Genomic DNA, 22,631 nt, shown 5'->3' with positions numbered 1-22,631 from the left:
ACCATGAATTTAATTTTTAAGGAAAATGTCAATGACAGCAATTGTTACGCCACAAGCACCACTAGCGATCGGCCCTTATGTTCAGGGTGTGACGTTTGGAAATATAGTGATGACCTCAGGCCAACTTCCTCTCCATCCAGAAACAAAAGTGATGGCAGAGGACGTTGCGGAGCAAACCACACAATCTTTGAATAATGCGCTGGCGATAGTTAAAGAGGCGGGCCTAGAAGCACGTCACATTGTCAAGACAACGGTTTTTGTCAAAGATTTAAATGATTTTTCAAAGGTGAACGCTGCGTATGAGGCCTTTTTTAACCTTCATCAGGCTCCGTTTCCGGCGCGTTCGTGCGTTGAAGTAGCGAGATTACCATTGGATGCAAAAGTAGAAATTGAGGTGATAGCGGTACATCAGGTGTGAGTTAAGAGGTAAGATTTTGCTCAGGGGGCGCCAGTAGGTTTGGCGCCTCATATCAAGCTAGGAGCGTGTCATGCTATAAGCCTAGTTCCCCATAATATTACTCAAGTAAGCACTATAAGAACGTTGATATCATTGGCGACCCTATTTACTTCGCCAAGTTTTACTTACCCAACCTCCTGCGTTTTCGTCGAAATAACTACCAGTAAACTCTTGTTTGAATTCAACAACATTGTCTCGATGCGGGTGTTGGTCGATCAATTCGTTGATGTATCTAGCCATTGGGTCATTGCATTGCTCTCGTACTTTTCTTTCGGCGACTTCTTTAATGACTTGCATACGGTACGATTTGCTCATTTTTTTCATCATTAACCTCCTTGATCATGGGCGTTATCAAACCATAGGAGGTAATTAGAAGTCGGTCAAATAATGAACAATGTTTTGTTGAGAAAGTCATCCATTAGTGGTAATGCGATCAATATGAGTCATAAGAAAGTATAAGTTACATCCAGTATGTTACTGCCAATGTTAAGGATTACAGATTATTGTCTTAAGTAGTTTTTAACAAGTTCCCTTGTTTTGATCGGAGATACATCAATGTCAAACTTCAAAAAATGGCCAGCAATAGACCCAGAAAAAGTCGCAAAGTATAAATACATCTGGGAAAATGTATCAGCCGCAGATAATTTAGACCCTAAAATAGCGGCCTACCTTGCTCGAGTAAAACAGCAGGGCGGCGGCAAGGGCATTGAGCAGCTAAGTTTCATCAATAAAGACTACCTCGGTTTTTATCAAGCGCCATTCTCTCAAGATCTTGATAATGCGGATCTCGTCATTTATGGAATGGGCATTGAAAAATGTTCACCAACAGGTTCATCTCACAAGTTTGCTCCTCAACGCTTACGTCATCTTAGTAAAATGGGCATGGGTACGGTTGGAGACAATGGTGAGCTTCCGTTTGAATGGTGTCGTGTTGTCGATTACGGTAACTGGGATAGCTTAGGCCAATTCGAGCTAAAAGCCGAAGTTGAACAGTTGACCGAGCTTCTTCACCATATGGTTGTCGAGAAGAACTGTACACCGCTTGTATTTGGTGGCGATCACACCATCCCTTATCCTACGATGCGTGCCCTAGGTGAAAAGTATGGCCCGTTGCGTGTTATTCACTTTGACGGCCATTACGATCTGTCTACTCGTGCTGATTTTGATTATCCGTATACATCAGGCCACTGGTTAGCGAAGCTGTATTCTGAAGGTTTAGCGGATCCAGAGCGTACGGTACAAATTGGTATGCGTGGCCGCCAAACAGCGCTGGTAAAAGGCAACCATATTGCATTTGGTACCACAGGTTTTACGTCTAATGAAGTGTATGACCTTGGCGTTGATGCGATGGTAGAAAGCATCATTGATCGCTGTGGTGATGGTGGTCCGGTTTATCTAACCTTTGACTTAGATGCGCTAGATACTGCGTTCTGTCGTGCTAACTCAAGCCCAGATCCATTTGGCTTGAGCCATCTGCAGGTCTATGAAATCCTACGTAAGGTGAAGGCATCAGGTAAAGTACGTTTAGTGGGTGCTGATATTGCTGAATACACGCCAGATACTGACCCAACCGACAAAGATGGCATCATTGCTGCTGGCTTTGGATGGGAACTTTTCTGCTGGTTAGCTGAGATTAAGCGCGACGAGAACGGTGAAGACCGCCACACAGAATGGCCACTGGCCTTTGGCTCTGTCACTTTGTAGACAGTGAGCTAATACGATAAAAAGGTTCGACATGTCGAACCTTTTTTGATCCCGAAAATAAACAGCGTAACGCGTTTTGCTTTCGTCATTCTACTCTCTCAGAATATACTTATCTGTGTAAAGCACGGTAAATAATAAAGACAAAGCACGAGGTTGTGATAAACTTAATGATAACAATAATCATTAGTGAATAGTTTATGAAAAAGCCTACGCCCAAAACCCTTTCCGTGATTCAAACTCGTTTGCTTACCCCTAATATGCGTCGCTTGACCTTTCAGGCAGAGGCATTGAAGTCACTCGAGCTTGATAGTGTCGGTGGTTATATTAAGTTTTTGTTTAATCAAGATGGTGGCACGGATCTTACTGGACTATCAGAAGACAGCCGCCCAAAGATGAGAACATACACTATTCGATCACTTGATGTGGAGCAAGGCGTCATCGAGGTTGATTTTGTTACTCATATAACGGAAGACAAATTATGTGGTTTCGGCGCGCGTTGGGCGATCTCTGCGAAAGTAGGGGATACGATTAGTATTGTCGGGCCTGGTACGATACAGAATATTAATACCGAAAAAGATTGGTTTTTCTTGACCGCAGATATGACATCGTTGCCTGCGCTATCCACCAAGCTTGCAACACTTCCGCCAGAGGCAAGAGGATACGCTGTCATTCAGCTCATTGACTTAGAAGATAAACAAACACTAAACGTTCCAGAAGGGATAGAAGTGGTTTGGACACTAGAGTCTGTCGCGCAAACGGCTCAGTCATTACCGTGGTTATCCGGCGAACCTTTTGTATGGTGCGCTTGCGAATTTGATGAAATGAAAGCACTTAGACAATATTTCCGTAACGAAAAAGCCATTCCTAAAGAAGATATCTATATCAGTAGCTATTGGAAAAGTGGGGTGGCAGAAGATGGACATAAGGCTATTAAAAAACAAGACCATGATACTTTTGAAGGCTAGTGAGAGGGTTTTAATCCACTCGGTGCTTGATTCCTAACCGTTACTGATAAATTTGGCTAGTGTTGCTGGTGATAGTATTGGCTTATTTGATTAATCATAAAAAATAAGCCAATGATTTTCACTTCCTTATTGGCATGACTCTCGGTAATGCCCCATCATAAATTCTACTTGAATCACAAAATACATAGTTTATATCCTTCTTTATTTTTCCTAGCAGATTAAGTCTCTGCTTGTTACACTCCCGCACAGAAAAATAACAACATAATTACATCCCCAAACACGCGCCTTGCCTCTTGTACCCTACATGCAATTGAGAGGCGCCTATAACTGATAGAGGTCCCCCAGGTACTATGAGTAATAGCACTATCTCGCAATCGGAAATTCATCAAAATCAATGGCAACTTAACCAAACACTCGTCGAGTCGATTCTGCCTATTTTAGGTCGGCTCTACAGGGAAAAGGGCGTCGAAATCCTGTTATTTGGTAAAACGCTCGTCAACGCCACGACCATTGATATTATTAAAACCCACCGTGTTTCTCGCCATTATTCCAGCCAATCCGTCAACGTTGCTCAAACTGCCCCCATTATAGAAAAATTGATTGAGCTGGATTTGTCACCTTGTTGTATCGATGTGGGTCAGATTGCTCAGCAATACTGGTCTACGCATAATGATGGCAAAAGCATTGCAGATTTCTTGATGACGTCACTCGTCGAAAGCATCAATAGCGATAGCACTCGCGAAACGAAAGATGTTGTGTTGTATGGCTTTGGACGTATTGGTCGTTTGCTCACTCGTATTCTGGTTGAGAAAAGTGGGCCTGGTTATCCGTTACGTTTACGCGCTGTCGTCGTACGTGGTGGTAAGCAGGGCGATCTTCAAAAGCGAGCGAGCTTGTTGCGTCGTGATTCAGTGCATGGCCAGTTCAACGGCAGTATTGTTGTTGATGAGGAAAGCAAAGCGCTGATTGTCAATGGCAACTATATCCAAGTTATTTATGCTAACTCCCCGTCAGATGTAGACTACACCGCTTATGGCATCAATAACGCACTTGTTGTTGATAACACGGGTGTGTGGCGTGATGCCGAAGGTTTGGGTCAACATGTCGCTTGCCAAGGGGCGCAGCGCGTGCTGCTTACCGCTCCAGGTAAAGGCGATATCAAGAATGTTGTATTTGGTGTTAACCATGATGTTATTCAAGATAGCGACACGATTGTCTCTGCGGCAAGTTGCACCACCAATGCCATCACTCCGACGCTGAAGGCGGTCAATGATAAGTACGGCATCGTGTCTGGACACATTGAAACTGTGCACTCCTATACTAACGATCAGAATCTGATTGATAACTATCACAGTGGTGATCGTCGTGGCCGTTCTGCATCGCTGAATATGGTCTTAACATCAACGGGTGCAGCAAAAGCCGTATCTAAAGCATTGCCTGAATTAGAAGGTAAATTGAGCGGCAACGCTATTCGTGTTCCTACCCCTAATGTCTCGATGGCGGTCGCGAACCTCAACCTTGAATCGTCAGTTTCTAAAGATGAGCTTAATGCGTATTTGCGTGAAATATCGCTTACCAGTTCATTGGCTGCTCAAATTGATTACACGGATTCTACAGAGGTGGTCTCAACTGATTTGGTGGGGGCGCGTCACCCTGGGATCATTGATGGCCAAGCAACCATTGCACAAGACAACCGATGTGTATTGTATATTTGGTACGACAATGAATTTGGTTATAGCTGCCAAGTGGTGCATTGTATGGAACAAATGATGGGCGTGAAGTTTAAAACATATCCAGCTTTGGCATAATCTCGAGCTATAGATTGGATAATTAGAACCATTATGAAAAACGGCCACCGAACACGTGGCCGTTTTTATTGTCACTGGATTAATTTTTACTTTCTATGCTTGAGTTGTTGTTGATTGAATTGCTGCTGCTTGATTTGTCGATACAGCGGTTATCGATACTTATGCCGCCGATTTTACGGCTATTTATTGGGCGCATTTTGCCGCTAAAATATTGAGCGGTGTGCCAGCATCATCAAATTTCAGACTCCAAACATAGCGTCCTTCTTCTAAAATTGTCACCGCCGTGTCTTTGCCGTAGCCGCCAAATTTCAGGGTGTTTTCTTGGCCAAATTTAAGGCTTAACCCTTCAGCGGTAAATTGTGGCTTCCAATCTTTAGTCGCATATTGCATTCGATAACTTCCGGGCTTTTCTGAGACGACGACTTGATACACGCCGTCCCCTTTGTATTCAAATGCCCGAGATGAAGAATGTTTCCAATTGGAATCGGTAAAATCGCCGACCACATACAATGATTCATTGATTGGGCCAGACTCAGATACTGTTGGGTTATCACAAGCGCTCATAAATGAGTCTCCCGTAGCTTGTGAGGCCGCCGCAACGAATGCTATGGGTGCCGCGCCGCTAGGTTGATCAATATTCAAGAATCGGCCTTGGAAGGGGGCAAGATCAATCGAGTAATGACCAGACGTGAGGCTAATACGCTCGTTGGATTGTAGGTCCGTTAGCGTGGTGTTGGAAGCGAGTGTTTCATTCGCTATTGAGATCTGTTGGGTATTATCCGATACGTTAAGGACGTAAAGAATAGCATTCCCCTCATATTGTTTTACATCCGCATAGGTGGTGGCATTGGCGATGATGTTAGTTCTCGCACCTCTGGCCAGAGCAGGGTGTTGCTCACGAAGCGTCATTAATTCCGTGAAGTATGTTTTAAGGTCAGCTTGTTTGGGATCAAGAGTGGCGTTGACACCCTCGACGACACCGCTGGTGCGAGCCACATGGTCATCACATTTACCGATAATCGCACAGTCATTTTCAATACGGCTGGCAAACCCTTCTAGCTCATCACCAATTTCATCGCCATAGTAGGCGGTAATTGGTCCAGTATAGGCGGCTTGAAACGATAAAACCGCCTTGTATCGCTGCCAATATTCGTTGTCTTCTGGATCCGCTAGATTTCCACGTTGTATCAGATCGCCAAAGCGCACGAGGTCATGATTGCCAAGCATCAGGTTTGGTTTGGCGTGATCTGGGTAGAGTGAATGAAGGCTCATTCCTTCTGCCAGCCACTCTCCACCTTTACCACCAACACCCGACTCATTGACGGCAAATGTTTCGACTAAGCGATAGCGAACAGGAAAATCAAAGGCTGAACAAAGCGCAGGTGCGCTATCCGTTCCGTAACCGGTTTCAATGATCTTATTCTCGCCAGCCCAAATCTCTGCCACCATATAACCCAGTGGGTTGACTTGCTTGCCGTCTTTGTCGGCATACGTCACGGAATTTGATGCTTCATCGACGGCCTTACGGATTTCTTGCCATGCATCAGTAGGAACTTGGTAGGCTTGATCAAGACGCCAACCATCAATTTTTAGTTCCTTAATCCAATATTCGGCCACTTCTTTGTAGAAGGGAAGGCTTTCTGGGTAGCTAACTGGGTTGTCACTTCCAACAGGGGTAAGCCCAGATGGTGAAGGAACTACATTACTTTTGTGATGACCAAATACGCCATCAAAGAATACATACATGCCGCGAGCGTGTGCTTCGTCTACTAAACGCTTCGCGTCTTCCAATGTGCCAAATCGCGGATCAATCTCAAAATAGTTAGTTGCGAAATAACCGGTGGCATCCAGCCTATCCGCCCAATGATCTTGGCCACTAATAGGTTGGGAATTAAAAATAGGGGTCAGCCAGAGACCGTTCATGCCTAGGGATTGGATATAGTCGAGTGAATCGATGATCCCTTGTATGTCACCCATATGGTGACTAGTACCGTAACCGGTGCCATGACCAATACTGTCGTCGCCATTGACGAAGCTTTCGACCATGACTTGATAGATTCGAAGGTCGTTGGCGGCTGAAATATTTGAAGCATCACAGCTATAAAATGTCGGTTTCGTTTGATCAGAGGGGGTCGTCGACTCTGAAGCACAACCAAAAATCAAAGCAGAAGTGATGGATAGATAGAGTGCCGTTTTTATCGGTTTCACGTGATGTCCTTTTCGTTTTTATAGTAGGGCAACGTGAATGATGAACGAAATGAGGTGAAGAAAAATCCACCATACTAAGAGGAGATAGGGAGGAGGAATAAGGCTGAGAGAGCCCTATCACGCTTGGTTCCAGTACATAGAAATTTAGCGTGATGGGCGTCGTGTTTTGTGTCTTTACGAGCAAAAAATAAAACTAATTCCCGATGGCAATACCTTCCCGTCTTGGGTCGGCTGCGCCTTCTAGCCCTTTTTCGGTCACTCGAATCGCGTGTAAACCGGAGTTAAGATCTCGGGCTTTGACCTTATAGCCCATTTTTTCGAATGGCTGAGAAAACTGGGTGAGTGGCGTGCCACTTTCTAGGTCCATCTCACCAAAGCGGTTGATCATTTTAGGTTGGTTGATCGCTTGTTGGATATCCATTCCCCAGTCAATATGCGCGATAATGCTTTGCGCTACATAGCCGATAATGCGGCTACCGCCAGGCGAACCGATTGCCATATATGGCTTGTCGTCTTTCATCACTATGGTTGGTGACATTGATGAGCGTGGTCGTTTCCCAGGTTCTATGCGGTTAGCGATGGGGTTACCGTCTTTTTCGGCCACAAAAGAAAAGTCAGTGAGCTCATTGTTTAGCAGAAAACCCGACGCCATCACGCGTGAGCCAAATAGGTTTTCAACCGAAGAGGTCATGGAAACCACGTTGCCTTCAGAATCAATTACGTTGAAATGGGTGGTTGAAGGTAACTCAATAGATTGGTCTTTTGAAACGAGAGCAAGGTCTTTAGTCGGTGTTCCAGCGGGTGCGCTTTGCAATGCTTTGCCCGGAGTGATGAGGGCGCTTCTTGTCGCGATGTACTCCTTATTAAGGAGCGCATCGGAGGGGACATCATAGAAATCACTGTCTGCCATATACATACCTCTGTCTGCAAACGCGAGACGCGAAGCATCGGCGAGGATCTGCCAACTTATTGGATTATTAGCCCCGGTTTTTTCTAGGTTGAATGGCTCAACGGTCATCAATATTTGACCAATCGTAAGCGCTCCGCTGCTTGGTGGTCCCATGCCACAGATATCGTATTGCTTATACGGAGCACAAACAGGCGTTCGTTCTACGACGGCATAATTCGTCAGGTCTTGCTGGCTGAGGAGACCAGGGTTTCTTTTGACATTGCTGACGGCGTCGACAATCGATTGGGCCACCGCGCCTTTGTAGAAGCCATCCGCGCCTTTGTCTGCGATTAAGGTGAGTGTATTCGCATACTCTGGGTTCTTAAGAATCGTGCCTTGTGTTTTTGCATTGCCGTTACTGTCTAATAAATACTGGCGTGTATCTGGGTGGCGTGAAACGAATTCTTTGTCTCGTTCAATAAGCGAAGCCAGTCGTTCACTGATTGGAAAACCGTTTTTTGCGAGTGTAACCGTTGGTTGAATTAGCGATGCCCAACTTAGTTTGCCGTATTTTTGGTGGGTATCCCAAAGTAGTTTTACTGTACCTGGCGTACCCACAGAGCGTCCGCCAACAACGGCATCATAAAACTTCATCGGTTTGCCGTTTTCATCGATGAAAAGGTCGCCCGTTGCTTTTTGTGGTGCGGTTTCTCGGCCATCAAAAGTAGTCAGTTTATTGGTCTCCGCATCCCAATACACAAGGAACGATCCGCCGCCGATACCACTTGATTGAGGCTCTACAAGACCGAGTGTAAGCTGAATCGCCACCATTGCATCAATGGCATTGCCGCCTCGAGCAAGAACATCGGAACCTGCTTTAGTCGCCGTCGGGTTCGCGGCAGTGACCATCCAATCTGTCGCACTAACAATAGATTTGCTTTCTACGTGAGTGGTGGGCTCGGGCGCAAATGCATCGGTTGCTTGTTGCGAAGCGATGGCTGAGTTTGTCATCGCTATCATTAGCAATGGTAATAGAGGTTTTAAGGGAAAGTAACGTGCCATGAACGATCCTTATTGAGTCACTAAAAAGGGAGGTGGTTAAGTGTCGGTGACAAGCCAAGGGTTGGCAATGCGTTGTCAAAAGAAACCCCTCGATTTGAGATCAGAGTATTGATTAGTGAGAGGTAGTGCCAAATTAAAGCAGGAAGGCTAACGTTGGAATGACGCTTTAATAGTCGGTTTATTGCACGCGTTGACGTTGAAACTCAGCTTATCAGCACTCGTAGGTACATAGGTACATAGGTACATAGGTATGGCACCAATGAGTGCTTCATATGATCATTGCGTAAGGTCAGCAACAAATTCGCGAGGCGTTGTCGTTCTGCGTTTCAGCTGGCTTTGAATCCAGTTGTTAAACAGATCAAAATCGGAGTGCACAGGCCAATAGAGTGAAGCCACGACCTTTTTACCACAAAAATCTGGATGATCGCTGATGACACGCAGCCCTTTGTTGCGATTTGATTCGTTTAGAACATGCTCTGGAAGAAACGCGATGCCTTTTTTGGCGAGGCATAAGTCAACAATGGTTGCTAAATCGTCTAAGCGCCATAGGTTGTGTGAAACAATCGATGAAAAATTCAGTAATTCATCGGCACCGTCCATCAATAAAACACGCACAGGCGTATCCTTATCATCTAGTGGCACATCTTTATGGCTCACCCACCAACAATTAGCCTGGTATAGCTCTTCGATATTAAAGTCATTATTCGTTTTGTGATAGGGGTTACCTAATGCCAAGTCGATCTTACCTTCATTGAGGTAATTACCAAGAATAGTGCTGGGCTTTGTCACCACATGGAGGTCAACATTAGGGAACGCTTCTGAAAAATCTAAAAGTGCTTGCTTGGCCTTGTCATTAAAAATGAGAGGATCAATACCGACACGATAGACAATCTGTTCAGAAATGTTCATTTGCTTGGCAGCTGTCACCAGTTCTTTATATTTTCCAATGACAGGACTGGAAAGATGAAATAGCCGCTTACCTTTATGGGTCAATGATATTTTTGCATGTTGTCGGTTAAACAGTTCAAACCCTAGGTCTGATTCTAAGTTTTGTACGGCAGTACTGACGGTTGATTGAGATTTCCCCAATTTTCTGGCAGCAGAACTAAAAGAACCTTCGTTAACGACCGCTACGAATGAAACGATGTTTTCAAATTGAAGCTTCATGAATAGTTCCCCGATGTTTTTTTAATCTAAATTTTATTAATAGTTTTACTTATAGTTATGAACAATACGATACCGTCTTAACTATATTTTGACAAGGCGAGGCAAGGTATGAGTGAGGTATAACGCGGAAATTATGTGCAATTTATAAATTAGAGTTAGATTTATTGCTCTATATGCGACTTCATCACGTTTCGGGCAGATATTTTCATTTTAGATAGTATGACGTTTTGTTTTATTTTTGAGATCCGTGCCACACTTTATGGCTTAGTGCATAGCCGCTCATATGGTTGAGATTCTGGATGTTTTAAAATGTAACTGCATGTTTTATCGTGTTAAATTATGTGGATCAGTTATTTGCAAGTGAAAATTGACGCGTTTATGACATAAAGCTATCGATTTTTTAGATGGCTTCTATTTTTATACATATCAGTTACGGATTTAGAATAGTTGGGCATTGGGGAATTATTTATAAAAGGGAAAGATATGTTTACTCAACTATATGTAAAAGCATCAAATTTGATGACTGAGTTTAAAAATGACGAGCGTGGTGTTACTGCGATTGAATATGGTTTGATTGCTGTGGCAACTGCTACAGCTTTAGCTGCAGCATTTAGCGGAACTGACGGTATTGGAGCGCTTCTCACGACGATTTTTGGTGATATAAAAGACGCATTAACACCGGCAAAAGTGGAAGGCTGATAATAGGAAACTGTATTGGGCATTATTAATGGTGCTCAATATATGACGCTAATTCATGAGTGATTATTTAGGTGTTCTATTGGCCATGTGTGTTTTGGTATCTTTATATGATATTAAAATGAGAACTATTTCTAATAGACTGTTGTGCTTATTTTTATTATTTCAAGTGGCGTTTCTAAAACATGAGATCAACGTAGAGTCTATGTTCATTGTGTTCTCGCTGGGGTTGATTGTTTATAAATTTGGTTGGATTGGAGGAGGGGACGTTAAATACATTACGGTATTATCCCTTTCGTTGCCGATTAATTTAATAGTCGAAGCGTTGCTACTTACTGCTTTTAGTGGTGTACCGTTGATCCTTGTTTACTATGTCAAGCATAAATTTACACCTGGTAGCCGGATCAAAGACGTAACCTTGCCTTATGGGGTAGCCATTAGTATCGGTTTCTATCTTAGTATTCTGAGCTACCATCATCAGCTTAGTCACTCATAACTTAAAGTTGTCATTATATGCGTTCAAGAATAGTTCTACTCGTGGCATTAACGGCGCTGGTGATTGGAGTGTTCGGTTTAGTCGACTTACTTAAAAAACCACAAGAAGAAAAAACTGAAAAGGTGATGGCGGTCGTTGATGAAAAGCATGTGACTGTCTGGAAAGCTGTCGGTTTTATCCCAAAGGGCACGTCAATCAAAACAAATCAAGTGATAAAAACGCAGTTATCATTTAGCAGTGCCTTACAATTTGGCCTGAAAGAAGATACGACGATTGATTTTGATCCCAGCACGTTAACTAATACCTCAATCAATCAAGGTGCCATCGTGATGCCTGAATATCAAACGAGCCGATCGGAACCTGGTTATATTGATTTATTGATTACCGAAGGTATGACACTTTATCCATTAAAAGTCAGTAACCATAACTTAATCAATGATTACATCCGTCCCGGTGCATTCATCGATGTGCTTACTGTAAGCTCACCAAATATAAACTTGGCAGAGAATGCGGATAGACCCAAACGCTTTAAAGGAGTAAAATCTTCTATTTTTCTCAAAGATATCAAAGTACTAAATGTTGGAGATGGTAGCAGTGATATCTCCATTCGTACGCCGAACAAGCAAAAAGATATGACCACGATCATTATCGAAGTTCACCCTGATGACCTTGCTAAGTTGGCACTAGCTCAGCGTACTATGCATATAGAGATTTATCGCAGTCAGATTTATACCAAACCCGCCCACGCGGAAGTACGCAATATTATGGATAATTACATTGGTGTGGAAGAATTTCGAGGTAATAGCCGTAACTCTGGAGAAGCGATGTGATGGTGAGCTGGATAAAATTGTCGTCGTTTAACCTGTTTGTATTTTTAATCTGCACTATTGGTTCATTGAGTTCTTCATCTGTATTTTCCGCCGACCGTTACATTACTATTAACGATGGCAGGCATATCCAATTACCGGTTCCTATCGGTAAGGTGTTTATTAGCAATCCGGATATCGCCGATTACAAAATTATCAATGAGACGACATTGGTCGTGTTTGCGAATAGTATGGGTCAATCCCGTCTGATCGTCTACGGCATGCAAGAAGATGTGTTGTTATCCGATAGAATTATCGTTGATCTAGACCTCTCTCAATTGCGTCGACAAGTAAAATTTCATTTCCCAGACGCTGAAATAAAACTTGAATCGATTGGCGAACAGGTCGCGGTAAGCGGTGTTGTTAATACTGAACAAGAGCGTGATGAGGTTTATCGTTTAGTGGCGACGATGCTCGGACGTGAAAAAACGGAACGATGGGACAAAGCGGAAAAACTCAAGTTTACGGCTGATGGCATTGATTTGGAAGAACCTGAAAGCATGGTGTTTGCCAGAAACATGACGTGGGAAGGAATTGTTGAACGGTTAGAAGTGGCAACTGTCCAGCAAGTGAACGTCAAAATTTCTGTTGCACAAGTCACCGAATCATTTGGTGAGACGATTGGCGTCGATTGGGGCTCGCTTGGCGCCGATGTCGGTGAGTTTGTCTTCAATCAATTTGAGGCGGCCAATTTGACAACCGTGATCAATGCGTTAGGCAACGAAGATATCGCTCAAGTGCTGGCTGAACCAAACCTCACGGTATTATCTGGTGAATCGGCAAGCTTTTTGGTAGGAGGGGAAGTTCCCGTCGTTGTCACTAATACTGGCAGCACGAATATCACGTTTAAAGAATATGGTATCCGACTTGACCTTACCGCTAAGGTGTTGAGCGAAGATAAGATTCGAATGCAGCTTTTTCCAGAAGTCAGCGAGGTTGAAAAGTACGTGCAAGCTGCGGGTATTGAAGTGCCTCAACTGACGTCTCGCCGCGCCATGACCACAATCGAACTGGCGGATGGTGACAGCTTTGTGTTGGGCGGCTTAATGAGCAGCGCTGATTTTGAAGAGATGCAAAAAATCCCCTTGGTTGGCGATATTCCAGTCATTGGCGCAGCATTTAGAAAATCGGTGACGGAAAGAAAACGAACCGAACTCATCATTGTTGCAACGGTGAACCTAGTACAGCCGATAAAACCGACCGACATTCAACTCCCTACAATGAGAAAAACCTCAACGCTCTTGCGTTGGCTCAATATTGAATCAGACCACGACTATGCAACGCCTTCTGACGCAACCATTCGCTTGCTTTCCCAAGGAGGGTTTATCCAATGACATTCAGAATCTTGATACTTAGCGCCGCATTATTACTGTCAGGCTGTGCCTCAGAGCGATACTTTGGTGGCAATGGCCTGGAAGCGTTAGTGTACCAGCAGCGTCACACCGTCGAGATGTCCATCCAGGACGAAAAACAAGCCCAACAAAGATTGAGCGCGTTGTTTAGTGCGGTTGAAGGTGAAGATACCGGCGCATTGTATAGCATCGAGTATCGAAATGATGCAGGAAAAGTGTTGATAGAACGCATCATCAATGACTATCCGGCACTAAAAATAAAGAAACACAAGGTGACGTTAGCCAAAAACACCCAATTACTCAGTGATTTGGAAGTGCAGGTCACCTTTTATGCACTTCAAACGGAAGAGTGCCATGCCGCACAAATAGGGTTTGAACACTCTCAGACCAATTGTTTTTCTGAATCGGCAAGGCTAAAGCAAGTAGCCAATAAATCGCGCTTATTGGGAGGTAATTAATGTTTGATCTTTCAAAAGCCCTGAGTACCAAGAGCAAAGCCGCCCCTAAAGTGGCTAAAGGGGTGTCGGGTTGTACGCTAATCTATCAATCGCAAGAATGTCTTGACCTCGTTAGCGAGGTATTTCGCTTTGAGGGTTGGAACGATCCAACTTGTATGAAAGCATCTCAAGGCGTTGGTAAGTTTTCTGAACAACAAAACAGCCATATTGTGTTATTGGAACTCAATGAGTCATCGAATGTGGTTGAAGATGCCAAGGCGTTTGCCAGCAAACTGCCAACTCACAAGGGGGTGGTTGTCATAGGTAAGGAAGACGCGATCTCGACGCTACGTTCGTTGAAAGAAATGGGCTTTTACTACGTGTTTTGGCCGGTTAATAAGCAAGAGTTTGCGGACTTCTTAACCCATGTAAATAAGAACCTGAAAACCTTCTCTGGCGTGAGTCAGCAGCGTAAGGCAAAACGAGTAGCGATTGTCGGCGCGAAGGGCGGTACGGGTACCTCCTTTATTGCTACCGAGTTGAGCTCCTTGTTATCGACTCAAGGTACCGACACGATTTTAGTGGATCACCAGTATACGGACAGCAACATCGACGTGTTGATGGGGCTTAAAGATTTTAAGCCTAAGGCGATCGATGAATTTACCGCACCATTGCATGAAATGGATGAAGAGGGGGCATTGAGCTACCTCCATTCTGCTCGCAAAAATCTTCGTTTGTTATCGATTGATGGCAACATGAGTCAGAACGATATTCTTAATTACAACCAAACGCTGTGCGAGCTTCTCGCTCGAAACACCAATTTTATTGTTGAAGACTTTTCTGGCAGCGTTGACTTTAAAGTCGAGGCGCAATTGCTGGTGGATAATTTCGATGTGGTGGTGATTGTGTTCGACGCCTCGGTTTCAGCGGTACGCAACGCCAAACGCTTATATGAGCGAATCGAAAACCTTCAGTTGGCGTTGTCAAAACGCACGCGTGTAATTACAGTGGCGAACTATCACCGTCCAGATGGCGCGTTCGTGTTGCAATCGGCTGACCTCAAAAAATACGTTGGGGCAGACATCAATCTCGAGATTGGTTATTGCAAAAATCTCTCACACATCATCATCGATGGTAAAAGAGCTCATAAGCATGATCGGAATATCAGCCGTGCGATGGACTCCCTCATGAAACTGATCAATGGCCAACCTGTTGAGACTAAAGGGTTAACACAGTGGTTTAAGCGAGCGAGTAAGAAATGAGTTCGAACAAAGAGCTGTATTTAGCGTTCCGTAGCCAGATATTTGAAGCGCTGGATGCCGAGGCGGTGCAAAAAATGAGCCGCAGAGATATCGAATCGCAGATTCAAAGTGCGGTTGACCTGCTTGCATCCAACTATCAACGACCGATCACATCGGTGATGAAATCGGGTCTAGTAAAAAGCTTAATTGATGAGCTATTTGGCTTGGGCCCATTACAGCCGTTGATTGAAGATCAATCAATTACCGATATCATGGTTAACGGTCCTAACCATATCTTCTTTGAGCGTCATGGTAAGGTGCATCAATCTGAGGTGACGTTTGTCAATGAGGAGTTACTACTTTCGATTGCCAAACGCATTGCATCACGTGTCGGTCGACGTGTTGATGAATTATCACCCACGGTAGATGCGCGGCTTGAAGATGGCAGTCGTGTTAATATTGTTATCCCACCGATTGCCCTTGATGGCACCTCGATCTCCATTCGTAAATTTCGCGAGCAAAATATTGGCTTTGAAGACTTAATTGGGTTTGGGTCGATGTCTATGGATATGGCGCGTGTGCTCATGATTGCGTCGCGTTGCCGTATGAATATTCTGATTTCTGGTGGTACAGGCTCTGGTAAAACGACCTTATTGAACGCCTTGTCGAATTATATTGCCGATGATGAACGAGTCATCACCATTGAAGATGCTGCCGAACTGCGCTTACAACAACCTAACTTGGTCAGGCTAGAGACGCGTACCTCGAGTATTGAACAAACAGGCGCAGTGTCACAGCGAGATTTGGTGATCAATGCGCTGCGTATGCGCCCCGACCGCATTATTTTAGGCGAGTGTCGTGGCTCAGAGGCCTTCGAGATGCTTCAAGCGATGAACACCGGCCATGATGGCTCTATGTCGACATTGCACGCCAATACACCGAGAGACGCGATTGCTCGTGTCGAGTCCATGGTGATGATGGCCAATCTCAACCAGCCACTGGATGCTATTCGCCGCACAATTGTCAGCGCGGTTCAGCTGATCGTGCAAGTGAATAGAATGCGAGACGGCACAAGGAAGATCACAAGTATTGCGGAGATAGTGGGGCTGGAAGGCGAAAGTGTTGTGATGGAAGAGATCTATCGCTTCCAATCTGACGACACCACTTTCAGTGAAACCGTACAAGGTGAGTATGTGACGAACGGTATCATGCAGCGTTCAGAGCTAGTAAAAAAAGCGCAATTCTTTGGTTTGTATGACGATCTGATGGCTTCATTTAGAGGGGCGTAGCATGTTGTGGATCTCACTGATACTTTTTGCTGTTGCCTTATTACTCATGAGTGATTCAAAGTCGAAAAAAGTCGACCATTTTTTTGCTGTTGAGAGTGTTGAGGTTGAAAACCTGAAAGCTGTCAACGTAGGCACACTCGCAGGTAAACGAAATTGGCAGAAATTTAAAGATTCCATCTCTCCTACGCTGCAAGTGTTAGGGCCGCGTTTTCCTCTCTATATTTTACTGTACACCCTCTGCGTGGTGGTTGGATCTTGGTATGTCATCTTTGAACTACTGGCGATTCGCAATACTTGGGTTTCAGGCGTTATCGTGTTGGTGTCCATGCTTGTCGGTTACCGATACCTGTCCAATAAAAAGCGCAAGGACTTTGAAAATACGTTCCCGGATGCACTGAATATCCTGATGAGCGCCGTAACGGCGGGTGACAGTTTAATGCAAGCCATCACGTATGTTGGCAGTTCGATGGACAACACTATTGGTCGTGAATTTAAGAAGATGGGTGAGCGATTAAAAATGGGTGAGCCGCCAGAGTTGGTGCTGCAACGTTCTTGCAAAAACTACCCTTATCCAGAATTTTTGTTTTTTACGGTGACACTTAAGGCCAATATCAGCCGCGGCGGCCAGTTAAAAGGCGTATTGGCGAGGCTTATTCGCGTTCTGGTTGATGCTAGAACGCTCGATAAAAAGAAAATGGCAATGACATCAGAAGCGAGAATCTCTGCAAAGATTGTCGCCGCTATTCCTTTAGCATTCATCATTCTTCTTAATTATATCAATCCGGGTAGCGTGGATTTTATTCTCCATGACGAGAGAGGGCAATACATTCTGTATTATGTCGTCGCGAGTGAGTTTATAGGATTGGCAATTGTGTGGCTGCTGGTCAAAGGAGTAAGGACATGATTCTGATTATTGCTTTTCTCGTCGTACTCGGCGCTCTGTTGTATTTTGTCGTAAATTCATTACGTTATGAACAACGCCGCAAACGTATTGCTGGTTTTGTTGAAGAAGAGTCAAATCGAGGCCCGACGGCCATCAATCGACTATTGGTACGGTTTGGCAAAGGCAGCCAAAAAGAACTGGAGCAAAAATTAGTCAATGCCGGTTATTACAATAAAGAGTGGGCAAAGTATTATTTCCCTGCAAAGATCGTATTTTTACTGTTGGTTTTAACTGGTGTCTTTTTTTCGGAGCTTTCTGATACGAATAAGATGTTGGTAGGGTTATTTGCATTGATTGGCGTTATTGTGGTGCCTGATTTACTGCTTGAAGTGCGTCGTAAGGCTTTGATTGGAAAAACCTCGAGTCAGTTGCCTTACTTATTAGACATGATGTCGGTATGTGTTCAAACCGGTATGACAATAGAGGCGACATTGAGTTACTTATCTAAAGAGCTTGAGGCGTTTGATGGCGACCTTTGCTACCAAATAAAACGAACCTCAGACTCTGCAAAGATCAAAGGACTTGAAAAGGCACTGAATGATTTGAGTGAAAGACTCCCTACGCCGCCAGTTAGAAGTTTTGTTTTAACGTTAATACAGAATTTGCAATACGGTTCTTCTCTAGCTCATATACTGAGCGACTTGGCGGAAGATATAAGAAAAATACAAGTGTTGACGGTAGAGGAAAAAGTGGGGCAATTATCGGCAAAGATGAGTGTACCGTTGATTATATTCATTATGTTTCCTATCGTTGTGTTAATTCTTGCACCAGGCATCATGCAGATGTCTATCAATATAGGTGGTTAAACGTATGCGATGGAATGCAATGGCGGTGATGCTACTTTTAAGTGCGGCGTTAGTCGGTTGTGAAACTACCAGTCAGCAACAGTCTGAACAGAGTATGATTTCGGGTATGGAAAAAGTGAATAATTACGACGGCCTGATTGCGTTGTATAAATCCAAACTCACCAGTGGCCAACAAGATTATCAGGTAATGGAACAGTTGGCCTACGTCTATTTTGATAAAGGTGACGTGGAGTCTGCTCGTTTCTATTCCCAGTATCTTATTGATCAAAATGTAGTAAATAGTGGGCTCTTGCAATTACAAGGGCAGATAGCCGCTGAAAACAATCAGTTTGACCGTGCGATCGCGTCTTACAACGATTCGATCGCCCAAGGCAATACGTCAGGTAAGGTTAGGGTGCTTCTTGGTGTTGCATACAGTCAATCGGATCAATTTGAAGAAGCGAAACAACAGTTTAATCTCGCTCGATTGCGTGGCTACGATGATATTGCCATTAAAAACAATTTAGCCGTTGTTTATCTAGCACAGCAACGCTTTGACCTTGTTATTGAAACGCTCGCACCGGTGATCAAGGAACACCCAACCAATGCCACGGTTAAGGCTAACCTTGCCATTGCATTGCTTAAGTTAGGCCAAGTCGCTGATGCTAAAACGCTGCTGAAAAATGATTACAACGCCAGTGAATTGGTCACCATTTCTCAACAGTTTGCTTATGTTGGCGCGGATTGATGAGCACTCGTCGGCGTCAACTCGGTGTTACCAGCATAGAATTTGCATTGGGCGGATTAGTCTTGATGTTTTCTACTTTCGCTATTTTTGAGTCGAGTTATCAAACTTATGTGGTTAACATGACTGAATATTCGTTAAGAGAAACGATACGTAACACCAAGATTTATCAAGGAAGCAGTATTCATGAGCAATATGAAACTCGCTTTAAAGATCTAATAGAGAATCAAGATAACCTATGGCACTTCCTGATCGATAGCAGCAAGTTTTCTATCGACGGAAAGTACTTTGAAACCTTTGATAAGTTTGTCGCTAATGAAGGTCACTCTAGTCAGGACCTGACGTTTAGCTATGATCTGGCTGAGATCACCGTGACGTATTTGTACTCCCCTATGATTGAAATGTGGGGCAATGGCGAGACCCCAATCACGCGCACCATGGTACTTAACCTAGAGCATGAAGGGTGGCGTGATGAAAACTAGCGCTCGCAGAAATCAGCAAGGTTCCTTTGCCATTGAGCTCGCGTTTGTACTGGTGGGATTGTGTATGATCTTTTTGTTCTCGACTGACCTGAGTCATAAATTATTGGTCCGAGCCAAGTTGGATCGCTCTAGCTTTGCTTTGGTCAACGTACTCAAAGAAAGAACGCGTTACTTTGCAGATGCCGAAGGGCAAGTGCTTGATTTCAATGTCACACAGCAAGATTTAGATAATATGGCGATTGTTGCAGCGCGTATGTTGAACGTTAGCCAAAATAACGTCGCGATTCAGATTGAGTCCCTGACAGACGGTCCTACTGTTACGCAGCTGCGTAGTCGTATGTTTGGACAGATGTCGTGTAATAGTGGCTCGATTAATGAGTATAGCGATCTCATTCCGGTTGAGGACGGGGTCAACCATCCTCTTTATCGCGTGACGTTATGTGAAAAACATGATTCGTGGTTTGAGTCTTTTACTAACGGTGGAAACCCGACGATTACTATTGCTTCTAGTTCTGTGATGCCGGGGAGATGATGATGAAACAGTCTATTGGTGTTCGCAGTATTAAAAAACAAGGCGGTGTAGCAGCCATCTGGATGGGGCTGTCATTGGTTCCTATAATGGGGTTCACGTTTTGGGCGGTAGAAGGCACTCGGTATGTGCAAGAAAAAAGCCGGTTGGGCGATGCAGCAGAAGCGGCGGCGATTGCGGTAACGATGGCAGACCAAGAAGGCAGTGCAAACGAGTTTGCCACTAAATACGTGAATGCGTATGTTCGTGATATTAAGTCTTCGCAAGTGACGGCGAAAAGGAAGTATCAAGAGGCGATACCTGATAGCGATACACTCGAATTTATCCAATACACCGTCGATGTAAAGACTACGCACGATTCTTGGTTTTCGAGTACGTTTATTCCTTCATTTAATGAGACTCAAGATCTCACTGGCCAATCGGTAGCAAAGAAGTATCCAGCTTATTTAGGGGATAACAATATTGATATTGTTTTTGTATCGGACTTCTCTGGTTCAATGAATTGGCAATGGGGTGGTGGTAGAACTTATAAAATTGATGACTTGAAAAAAGCGGTTAACACTATTTCTGAGAAACTGCTTTGTGTCGACATTCAGACGAAGCCAGATGGAACTAAAAAATGTGCTGATAAAGAACAAGACGATTTAGCAGACAAACTAAATAATCGTATTAGTGTTGTACCATTTAACATTCGAGTTAGGCATCGAAATACTAATGGTAATGCGTTTTCGACAAGTCAACTCCGCTATTTAAGCAATGTTGATACGAGTGTTTCACCTAAGTCATTCGAAAAAGTGGACTGGGATCTCTGGCGAGAATACTACGCTTGGCAAGTCTATGATTGTGCACAGGATAAAGAGAGCTGTCCGAGCATCGGATCTAGAACCAAAAAAAACTTGCATAGGCAGTCTAAAAGAATAATTAGTGTACTCAACATAACTTGGGGGAAAAGGAATGAATATTGTGGATGGGAATGGGACCGAAATGCTCAAGAAACGATATGGGTTTGTGATTGGCGATCTTACAATACCAATGTTTATCATTTAGACCGATATAGATATGTTGATTATGCAAAGTCTGTTGACCAGATGCTAGTTGATAAGTATGGCACTTATAAGTTTCATTACCAAACAGATACAAATAATCGACTTTACTCAGGGTTTGGTAACAAGAATAATGTTCAATTTTATAATGTAGCGCTGACAAATAAGCTTTCTGATGTAAATGCTATTAAAGGAATGAGTGCGAATGGCAGCACAGCGGTCTTTCAGGGGGTTATAAAAGGCGTGCAAGAGCTAAATGACGGCAAACCGACGAATGATGATGAGCTAGAAACTTATAAAACCAAAGTGAAAATGATGCTTATTTTAAGTGATGGGCAAGAAACACCTGAATCTAATATTTTTCCAATGTTGGTTGACTCTGGCTTGTGTGATGAAGCAAGAGAGTTAATACCCGGTTTGTACATCGGTGTCATAGGAATTGATTTTAAGGCTTCACTACAGAGTGGTTTTCAAGATTGCGTTGTCGATGCTGATGAGGACATTATTGATGTCTCTAATCTAGATGAACTCATTGAAAAAATAGAAGAACTGATTCGTAAAGGCTCAAAAACGAGCGGCACAACCAAATTATATTGAGGCTACCCATGTTATTACCGTGTTTTTATTTACTGCCAGTCGTGATGCTCAGTCTTTCATTTGGTGCTCACTCCTCAAGCAGCACTCGTATTGAATACTGCAATGACCAAAATGGCGAGTATCGCTACACGACCGAGGTAGTGTCAGTGAGCGGTATCGGACAGCATCGCAGTGGCTTTTTGCAGATTGAGCAATCATCAAATGATCGTGCGTTGAAACAAGCGCTGTTGGCAATGAATCGTTCGCAAGTGAACCAAGACAATTGCAATACCTTCATTAGTAACAAAAATATTGAAGAATCGAATAGCAAAGATGACAAGCAAGTAGCCCGACTGCAGTTTGGCTTTGATAATGCACATTTGTCTCCGATTGCGAGGCAATCACTCAATCGTGTCGCACAAGATCTCGCTAAGCAGGGCGTTGAATTGAGCGTTGAAGGGCATACAGACAGTACAGGGCCAACTCATTATAACCAAGGGCTTGGCTTGGAACGTGCCGTCAATACTGCCGATGTTCTGTTCTTCCAAGGCGTTAGTCGTGAAAAGGTGGTGATGCAGTCCTTTGGTGAAACAAAACCCATAGCAACCAATGCCACTGTTCAAGGTCGAGCGAGTAACCGAAGAGTGGATATAATGCTCAGTGAATAATGGCATGTTTTATATGCGCTTGTTCGAGCGAAATTTTATATGGATATGGCTTTCAATTCGCAATAAATGAACGGTGAGTCACTAAAGTTCACAGTTCTATTAAGCGTTGTAAAGACAATCGAGATCTGGACTGATATGATAGTCAAAAGATAAGGAATATTAAATTACTGGTTGTAAAGTGAGCACTTTTTGTGTTTTCAATCTACATCGAGTATTTGTTAAG

Annotated in this window: 22 protein-coding genes; 18 read left to right on the top strand and 4 right to left on the bottom strand. The window is 43.8% G+C overall.

All coding sequences use genetic code 11. The features are described 5' to 3' along the window. The first annotated feature begins 31 nt into the window (after positions 1 to 31). Entirely contained in the window at positions 32 to 418 is a 387-nt protein-coding gene (locus AB4405_RS08045) for a Rid family detoxifying hydrolase (protein ID WP_372060353.1), read from the top strand. Positions 419 to 559: 141 nt separating this feature from the next. Here AB4405_RS08045 and AB4405_RS08040 read toward each other — a convergent pair whose 3' ends face one another. Continuing rightward, on the bottom strand, positions 560 to 781 hold the full coding sequence (locus AB4405_RS08040) for a hypothetical protein (RefSeq protein WP_102470642.1): 222 nt from the start codon (positions 779 to 781) through the stop codon (positions 560 to 562). A 231-nt stretch (positions 782 to 1,012) separates the two neighbouring features. On the opposite strand from AB4405_RS08040, the gene AB4405_RS08035 reads away from it, so the two are divergent. From AB4405_RS08035 to AB4405_RS08025, 3 genes are all read left to right on the top strand, one after another. Beyond that, complete coding sequence (locus AB4405_RS08035; RefSeq protein WP_372060352.1) at positions 1,013 to 2,161, top strand: arginase family protein; 1,149 nt, start codon at positions 1,013 to 1,015, stop codon at positions 2,159 to 2,161. Between the two features lie 197 nt (positions 2,162 to 2,358). Further along, the gene (locus tag AB4405_RS08030) at positions 2,359 to 3,126 is read left to right on the top strand and encodes a siderophore-interacting protein (RefSeq protein ID WP_372060351.1); all 768 of its coding nucleotides are present in this window, start codon (positions 2,359 to 2,361) and stop codon (positions 3,124 to 3,126) included. Between the two features lie 350 nt (positions 3,127 to 3,476). After that, positions 3,477 to 4,934, top strand: coding sequence for a glyceraldehyde-3-phosphate dehydrogenase (locus AB4405_RS08025; RefSeq protein ID WP_372060350.1), 1,458 nt, complete (start codon positions 3,477 to 3,479; stop codon positions 4,932 to 4,934). A 183-nt stretch (positions 4,935 to 5,117) separates the two neighbouring features. Here AB4405_RS08025 and AB4405_RS08020 read toward each other — a convergent pair whose 3' ends face one another. From AB4405_RS08020 to AB4405_RS08010, 3 genes are all read right to left on the bottom strand, one after another. After that, positions 5,118 to 7,142 carry an alpha-amylase family glycosyl hydrolase gene (locus AB4405_RS08020; RefSeq protein WP_372060349.1) on the bottom strand — a complete coding sequence of 675 codons (2,025 nt, stop codon included), beginning with the start codon at positions 7,140 to 7,142 and terminating at the stop codon, positions 5,118 to 5,120. Positions 7,143 to 7,335: 193 nt separating this feature from the next. Further along, positions 7,336 to 9,051: a gamma-glutamyltransferase gene (gene ggt / locus AB4405_RS08015; RefSeq protein WP_372060689.1), complete on the bottom strand. Its 1,716-nt coding sequence runs from the start codon at positions 9,049 to 9,051 to the stop codon at positions 7,336 to 7,338. A 318-nt stretch (positions 9,052 to 9,369) separates the two neighbouring features. After that, the gene (locus AB4405_RS08010) at positions 9,370 to 10,260 is read right to left on the bottom strand and encodes a LysR family transcriptional regulator (RefSeq protein WP_372060348.1); all 891 of its coding nucleotides are present in this window, start codon (positions 10,258 to 10,260) and stop codon (positions 9,370 to 9,372) included. Between the two features lie 483 nt (positions 10,261 to 10,743). Here AB4405_RS08010 and AB4405_RS08005 point away from each other — a divergent pair, with 483 nt between their 5' ends. From AB4405_RS08005 to AB4405_RS07940, 14 genes are read left to right on the top strand one after another with little or no spacing between them, the layout of a single operon-like run. Next, entirely contained in the window at positions 10,744 to 10,959 is a 216-nt protein-coding gene (locus AB4405_RS08005; protein ID WP_372060347.1) for a Flp family type IVb pilin, read from the top strand. 55 nt (positions 10,960 to 11,014) lie between these two features. After that, on the top strand, positions 11,015 to 11,452 hold the full coding sequence (locus tag AB4405_RS08000; RefSeq protein ID WP_372060346.1) for a prepilin peptidase: 438 nt from the start codon (positions 11,015 to 11,017) through the stop codon (positions 11,450 to 11,452). A 17-nt stretch (positions 11,453 to 11,469) separates the two neighbouring features. After that, positions 11,470 to 12,282, top strand: a complete 813-nt coding sequence (locus AB4405_RS07995; RefSeq protein ID WP_372060345.1) for an RcpC/CpaB family pilus assembly protein — start codon at positions 11,470 to 11,472, stop codon at positions 12,280 to 12,282. Continuing rightward, complete coding sequence (locus tag AB4405_RS07990; protein WP_372060344.1) at positions 12,282 to 13,652, top strand: type II and III secretion system protein family protein; 1,371 nt, start codon at positions 12,282 to 12,284, stop codon at positions 13,650 to 13,652. Before AB4405_RS07995 ends, AB4405_RS07990 begins: the two co-directional genes overlap by 1 nt. After that, positions 13,649 to 14,128 (top strand): hypothetical protein, encoded by a 480-nt coding sequence (locus AB4405_RS07985; RefSeq protein ID WP_372060343.1) that lies wholly within the window; start codon positions 13,649 to 13,651, stop codon positions 14,126 to 14,128. Before AB4405_RS07990 ends, AB4405_RS07985 begins: the two co-directional genes overlap by 4 nt. After that, positions 14,128 to 15,369 (top strand): CpaE family protein, encoded by a 1,242-nt coding sequence (locus AB4405_RS07980; RefSeq protein WP_372060342.1) that lies wholly within the window; start codon positions 14,128 to 14,130, stop codon positions 15,367 to 15,369. Before AB4405_RS07985 ends, AB4405_RS07980 begins: the two co-directional genes overlap by 1 nt. Beyond that, positions 15,366 to 16,637 carry a CpaF family protein gene (locus AB4405_RS07975; protein ID WP_102470655.1) on the top strand — a complete coding sequence of 424 codons (1,272 nt, stop codon included), beginning with the start codon at positions 15,366 to 15,368 and terminating at the stop codon, positions 16,635 to 16,637. Before AB4405_RS07980 ends, AB4405_RS07975 begins: the two co-directional genes overlap by 4 nt. Before the next feature lies 1 nt (position 16,638). Continuing rightward, on the top strand, positions 16,639 to 17,541 hold the full coding sequence (locus tag AB4405_RS07970; RefSeq protein ID WP_372060341.1) for a type II secretion system F family protein: 903 nt from the start codon (positions 16,639 to 16,641) through the stop codon (positions 17,539 to 17,541). Continuing rightward, positions 17,538 to 18,386, top strand: coding sequence for a type II secretion system F family protein (locus tag AB4405_RS07965; RefSeq protein ID WP_372060340.1), 849 nt, complete (start codon positions 17,538 to 17,540; stop codon positions 18,384 to 18,386). The genes AB4405_RS07970 and AB4405_RS07965 overlap by 4 nt, the downstream gene beginning before the upstream one ends. A gap of 4 nt (positions 18,387 to 18,390) precedes the next feature. Next, positions 18,391 to 19,113 carry a tetratricopeptide repeat protein gene (locus AB4405_RS07960; RefSeq protein ID WP_372060339.1) on the top strand — a complete coding sequence of 241 codons (723 nt, stop codon included), beginning with the start codon at positions 18,391 to 18,393 and terminating at the stop codon, positions 19,111 to 19,113. After that, a complete protein-coding gene (locus tag AB4405_RS07955) occupies positions 19,113 to 19,592 on the top strand; it encodes a TadE/TadG family type IV pilus assembly protein (protein WP_372060338.1) in 480 nt (159 codons plus the stop codon). Before AB4405_RS07960 ends, AB4405_RS07955 begins: the two co-directional genes overlap by 1 nt. Further along, complete coding sequence (tadF, locus tag AB4405_RS07950; RefSeq protein ID WP_372060337.1) at positions 19,582 to 20,124, top strand: tight adherence pilus pseudopilin TadF; 543 nt, start codon at positions 19,582 to 19,584, stop codon at positions 20,122 to 20,124. The genes AB4405_RS07955 and tadF overlap by 11 nt, the downstream gene beginning before the upstream one ends. Continuing rightward, entirely contained in the window at positions 20,124 to 21,761 is a 1,638-nt protein-coding gene (locus AB4405_RS07945; protein ID WP_372060688.1) for a pilus assembly protein TadG-related protein, read from the top strand. Before tadF ends, AB4405_RS07945 begins: the two co-directional genes overlap by 1 nt. Positions 21,762 to 21,769: 8 nt before the next feature. After that, on the top strand, positions 21,770 to 22,408 hold the full coding sequence (locus tag AB4405_RS07940) for an OmpA family protein (protein WP_372060336.1): 639 nt from the start codon (positions 21,770 to 21,772) through the stop codon (positions 22,406 to 22,408). The last annotated feature ends 223 nt before the right edge of the window (positions 22,409 to 22,631 follow it).

The sequence above is a fragment of the Vibrio sp. 10N.261.51.F12 genome, from assembly GCF_041471725.1.
Lineage (GTDB): Bacteria > Pseudomonadota > Gammaproteobacteria > Enterobacterales > Vibrionaceae > Vibrio.
Note: the sequence above shows the minus strand (reverse complement) of the source record. Positions and strands in the feature narration are given on the sequence as shown.

What these genes read in the sequence shown, in the direction of transcription:
- AB4405_RS07995 (WP_372060345.1), top strand. Translation starts at nt 11,470, where the DNA reads ATGCGTTCAAGAATAGTTCTACTCGTGGCATTAACGGCGCTGGTGATT.
- AB4405_RS07960 (WP_372060339.1), top strand. Translation starts at nt 18,391, where the DNA reads ATGCGATGGAATGCAATGGCGGTGATGCTACTTTTAAGTGCGGCGTTA.
- AB4405_RS08040 (WP_102470642.1), bottom strand. Translation starts at nt 781, where the DNA reads ATGAAAAAAATGAGCAAATCGTACCGTATGCAAGTCATTAAAGAAGTC.
- AB4405_RS08000 (WP_372060346.1), top strand. Translation starts at nt 11,015, where the DNA reads ATGAGTGATTATTTAGGTGTTCTATTGGCCATGTGTGTTTTGGTATCT.
- AB4405_RS07945 (WP_372060688.1), top strand. Translation starts at nt 20,124, where the DNA reads ATGATGAAACAGTCTATTGGTGTTCGCAGTATTAAAAAACAAGGCGGT.
- AB4405_RS08005 (WP_372060347.1), top strand. Translation starts at nt 10,744, where the DNA reads ATGTTTACTCAACTATATGTAAAAGCATCAAATTTGATGACTGAGTTT.
- tadF (WP_372060337.1), top strand. Translation starts at nt 19,582, where the DNA reads ATGAAAACTAGCGCTCGCAGAAATCAGCAAGGTTCCTTTGCCATTGAG.
- AB4405_RS08030 (WP_372060351.1), top strand. Translation starts at nt 2,359, where the DNA reads ATGAAAAAGCCTACGCCCAAAACCCTTTCCGTGATTCAAACTCGTTTG.
- AB4405_RS08035 (WP_372060352.1), top strand. Translation starts at nt 1,013, where the DNA reads ATGTCAAACTTCAAAAAATGGCCAGCAATAGACCCAGAAAAAGTCGCA.
- AB4405_RS07990 (WP_372060344.1), top strand. Translation starts at nt 12,282, where the DNA reads ATGGTGAGCTGGATAAAATTGTCGTCGTTTAACCTGTTTGTATTTTTA.
- AB4405_RS07970 (WP_372060341.1), top strand. Translation starts at nt 16,639, where the DNA reads ATGTTGTGGATCTCACTGATACTTTTTGCTGTTGCCTTATTACTCATG.
- ggt (WP_372060689.1), bottom strand. Translation starts at nt 9,051, where the DNA reads ATGATAGCGATGACAAACTCAGCCATCGCTTCGCAACAAGCAACCGAT.
- AB4405_RS07940 (WP_372060336.1), top strand. Translation starts at nt 21,770, where the DNA reads ATGTTATTACCGTGTTTTTATTTACTGCCAGTCGTGATGCTCAGTCTT.
- AB4405_RS08045 (WP_372060353.1), top strand. Translation starts at nt 32, where the DNA reads ATGACAGCAATTGTTACGCCACAAGCACCACTAGCGATCGGCCCTTAT.
- AB4405_RS07985 (WP_372060343.1), top strand. Translation starts at nt 13,649, where the DNA reads ATGACATTCAGAATCTTGATACTTAGCGCCGCATTATTACTGTCAGGC.
- AB4405_RS07975 (WP_102470655.1), top strand. Translation starts at nt 15,366, where the DNA reads ATGAGTTCGAACAAAGAGCTGTATTTAGCGTTCCGTAGCCAGATATTT.
- AB4405_RS07955 (WP_372060338.1), top strand. Translation starts at nt 19,113, where the DNA reads ATGAGCACTCGTCGGCGTCAACTCGGTGTTACCAGCATAGAATTTGCA.
- AB4405_RS07965 (WP_372060340.1), top strand. Translation starts at nt 17,538, where the DNA reads ATGATTCTGATTATTGCTTTTCTCGTCGTACTCGGCGCTCTGTTGTAT.
- AB4405_RS07980 (WP_372060342.1), top strand. Translation starts at nt 14,128, where the DNA reads ATGTTTGATCTTTCAAAAGCCCTGAGTACCAAGAGCAAAGCCGCCCCT.
- AB4405_RS08010 (WP_372060348.1), bottom strand. Translation starts at nt 10,260, where the DNA reads ATGAAGCTTCAATTTGAAAACATCGTTTCATTCGTAGCGGTCGTTAAC.
- AB4405_RS08025 (WP_372060350.1), top strand. Translation starts at nt 3,477, where the DNA reads ATGAGTAATAGCACTATCTCGCAATCGGAAATTCATCAAAATCAATGG.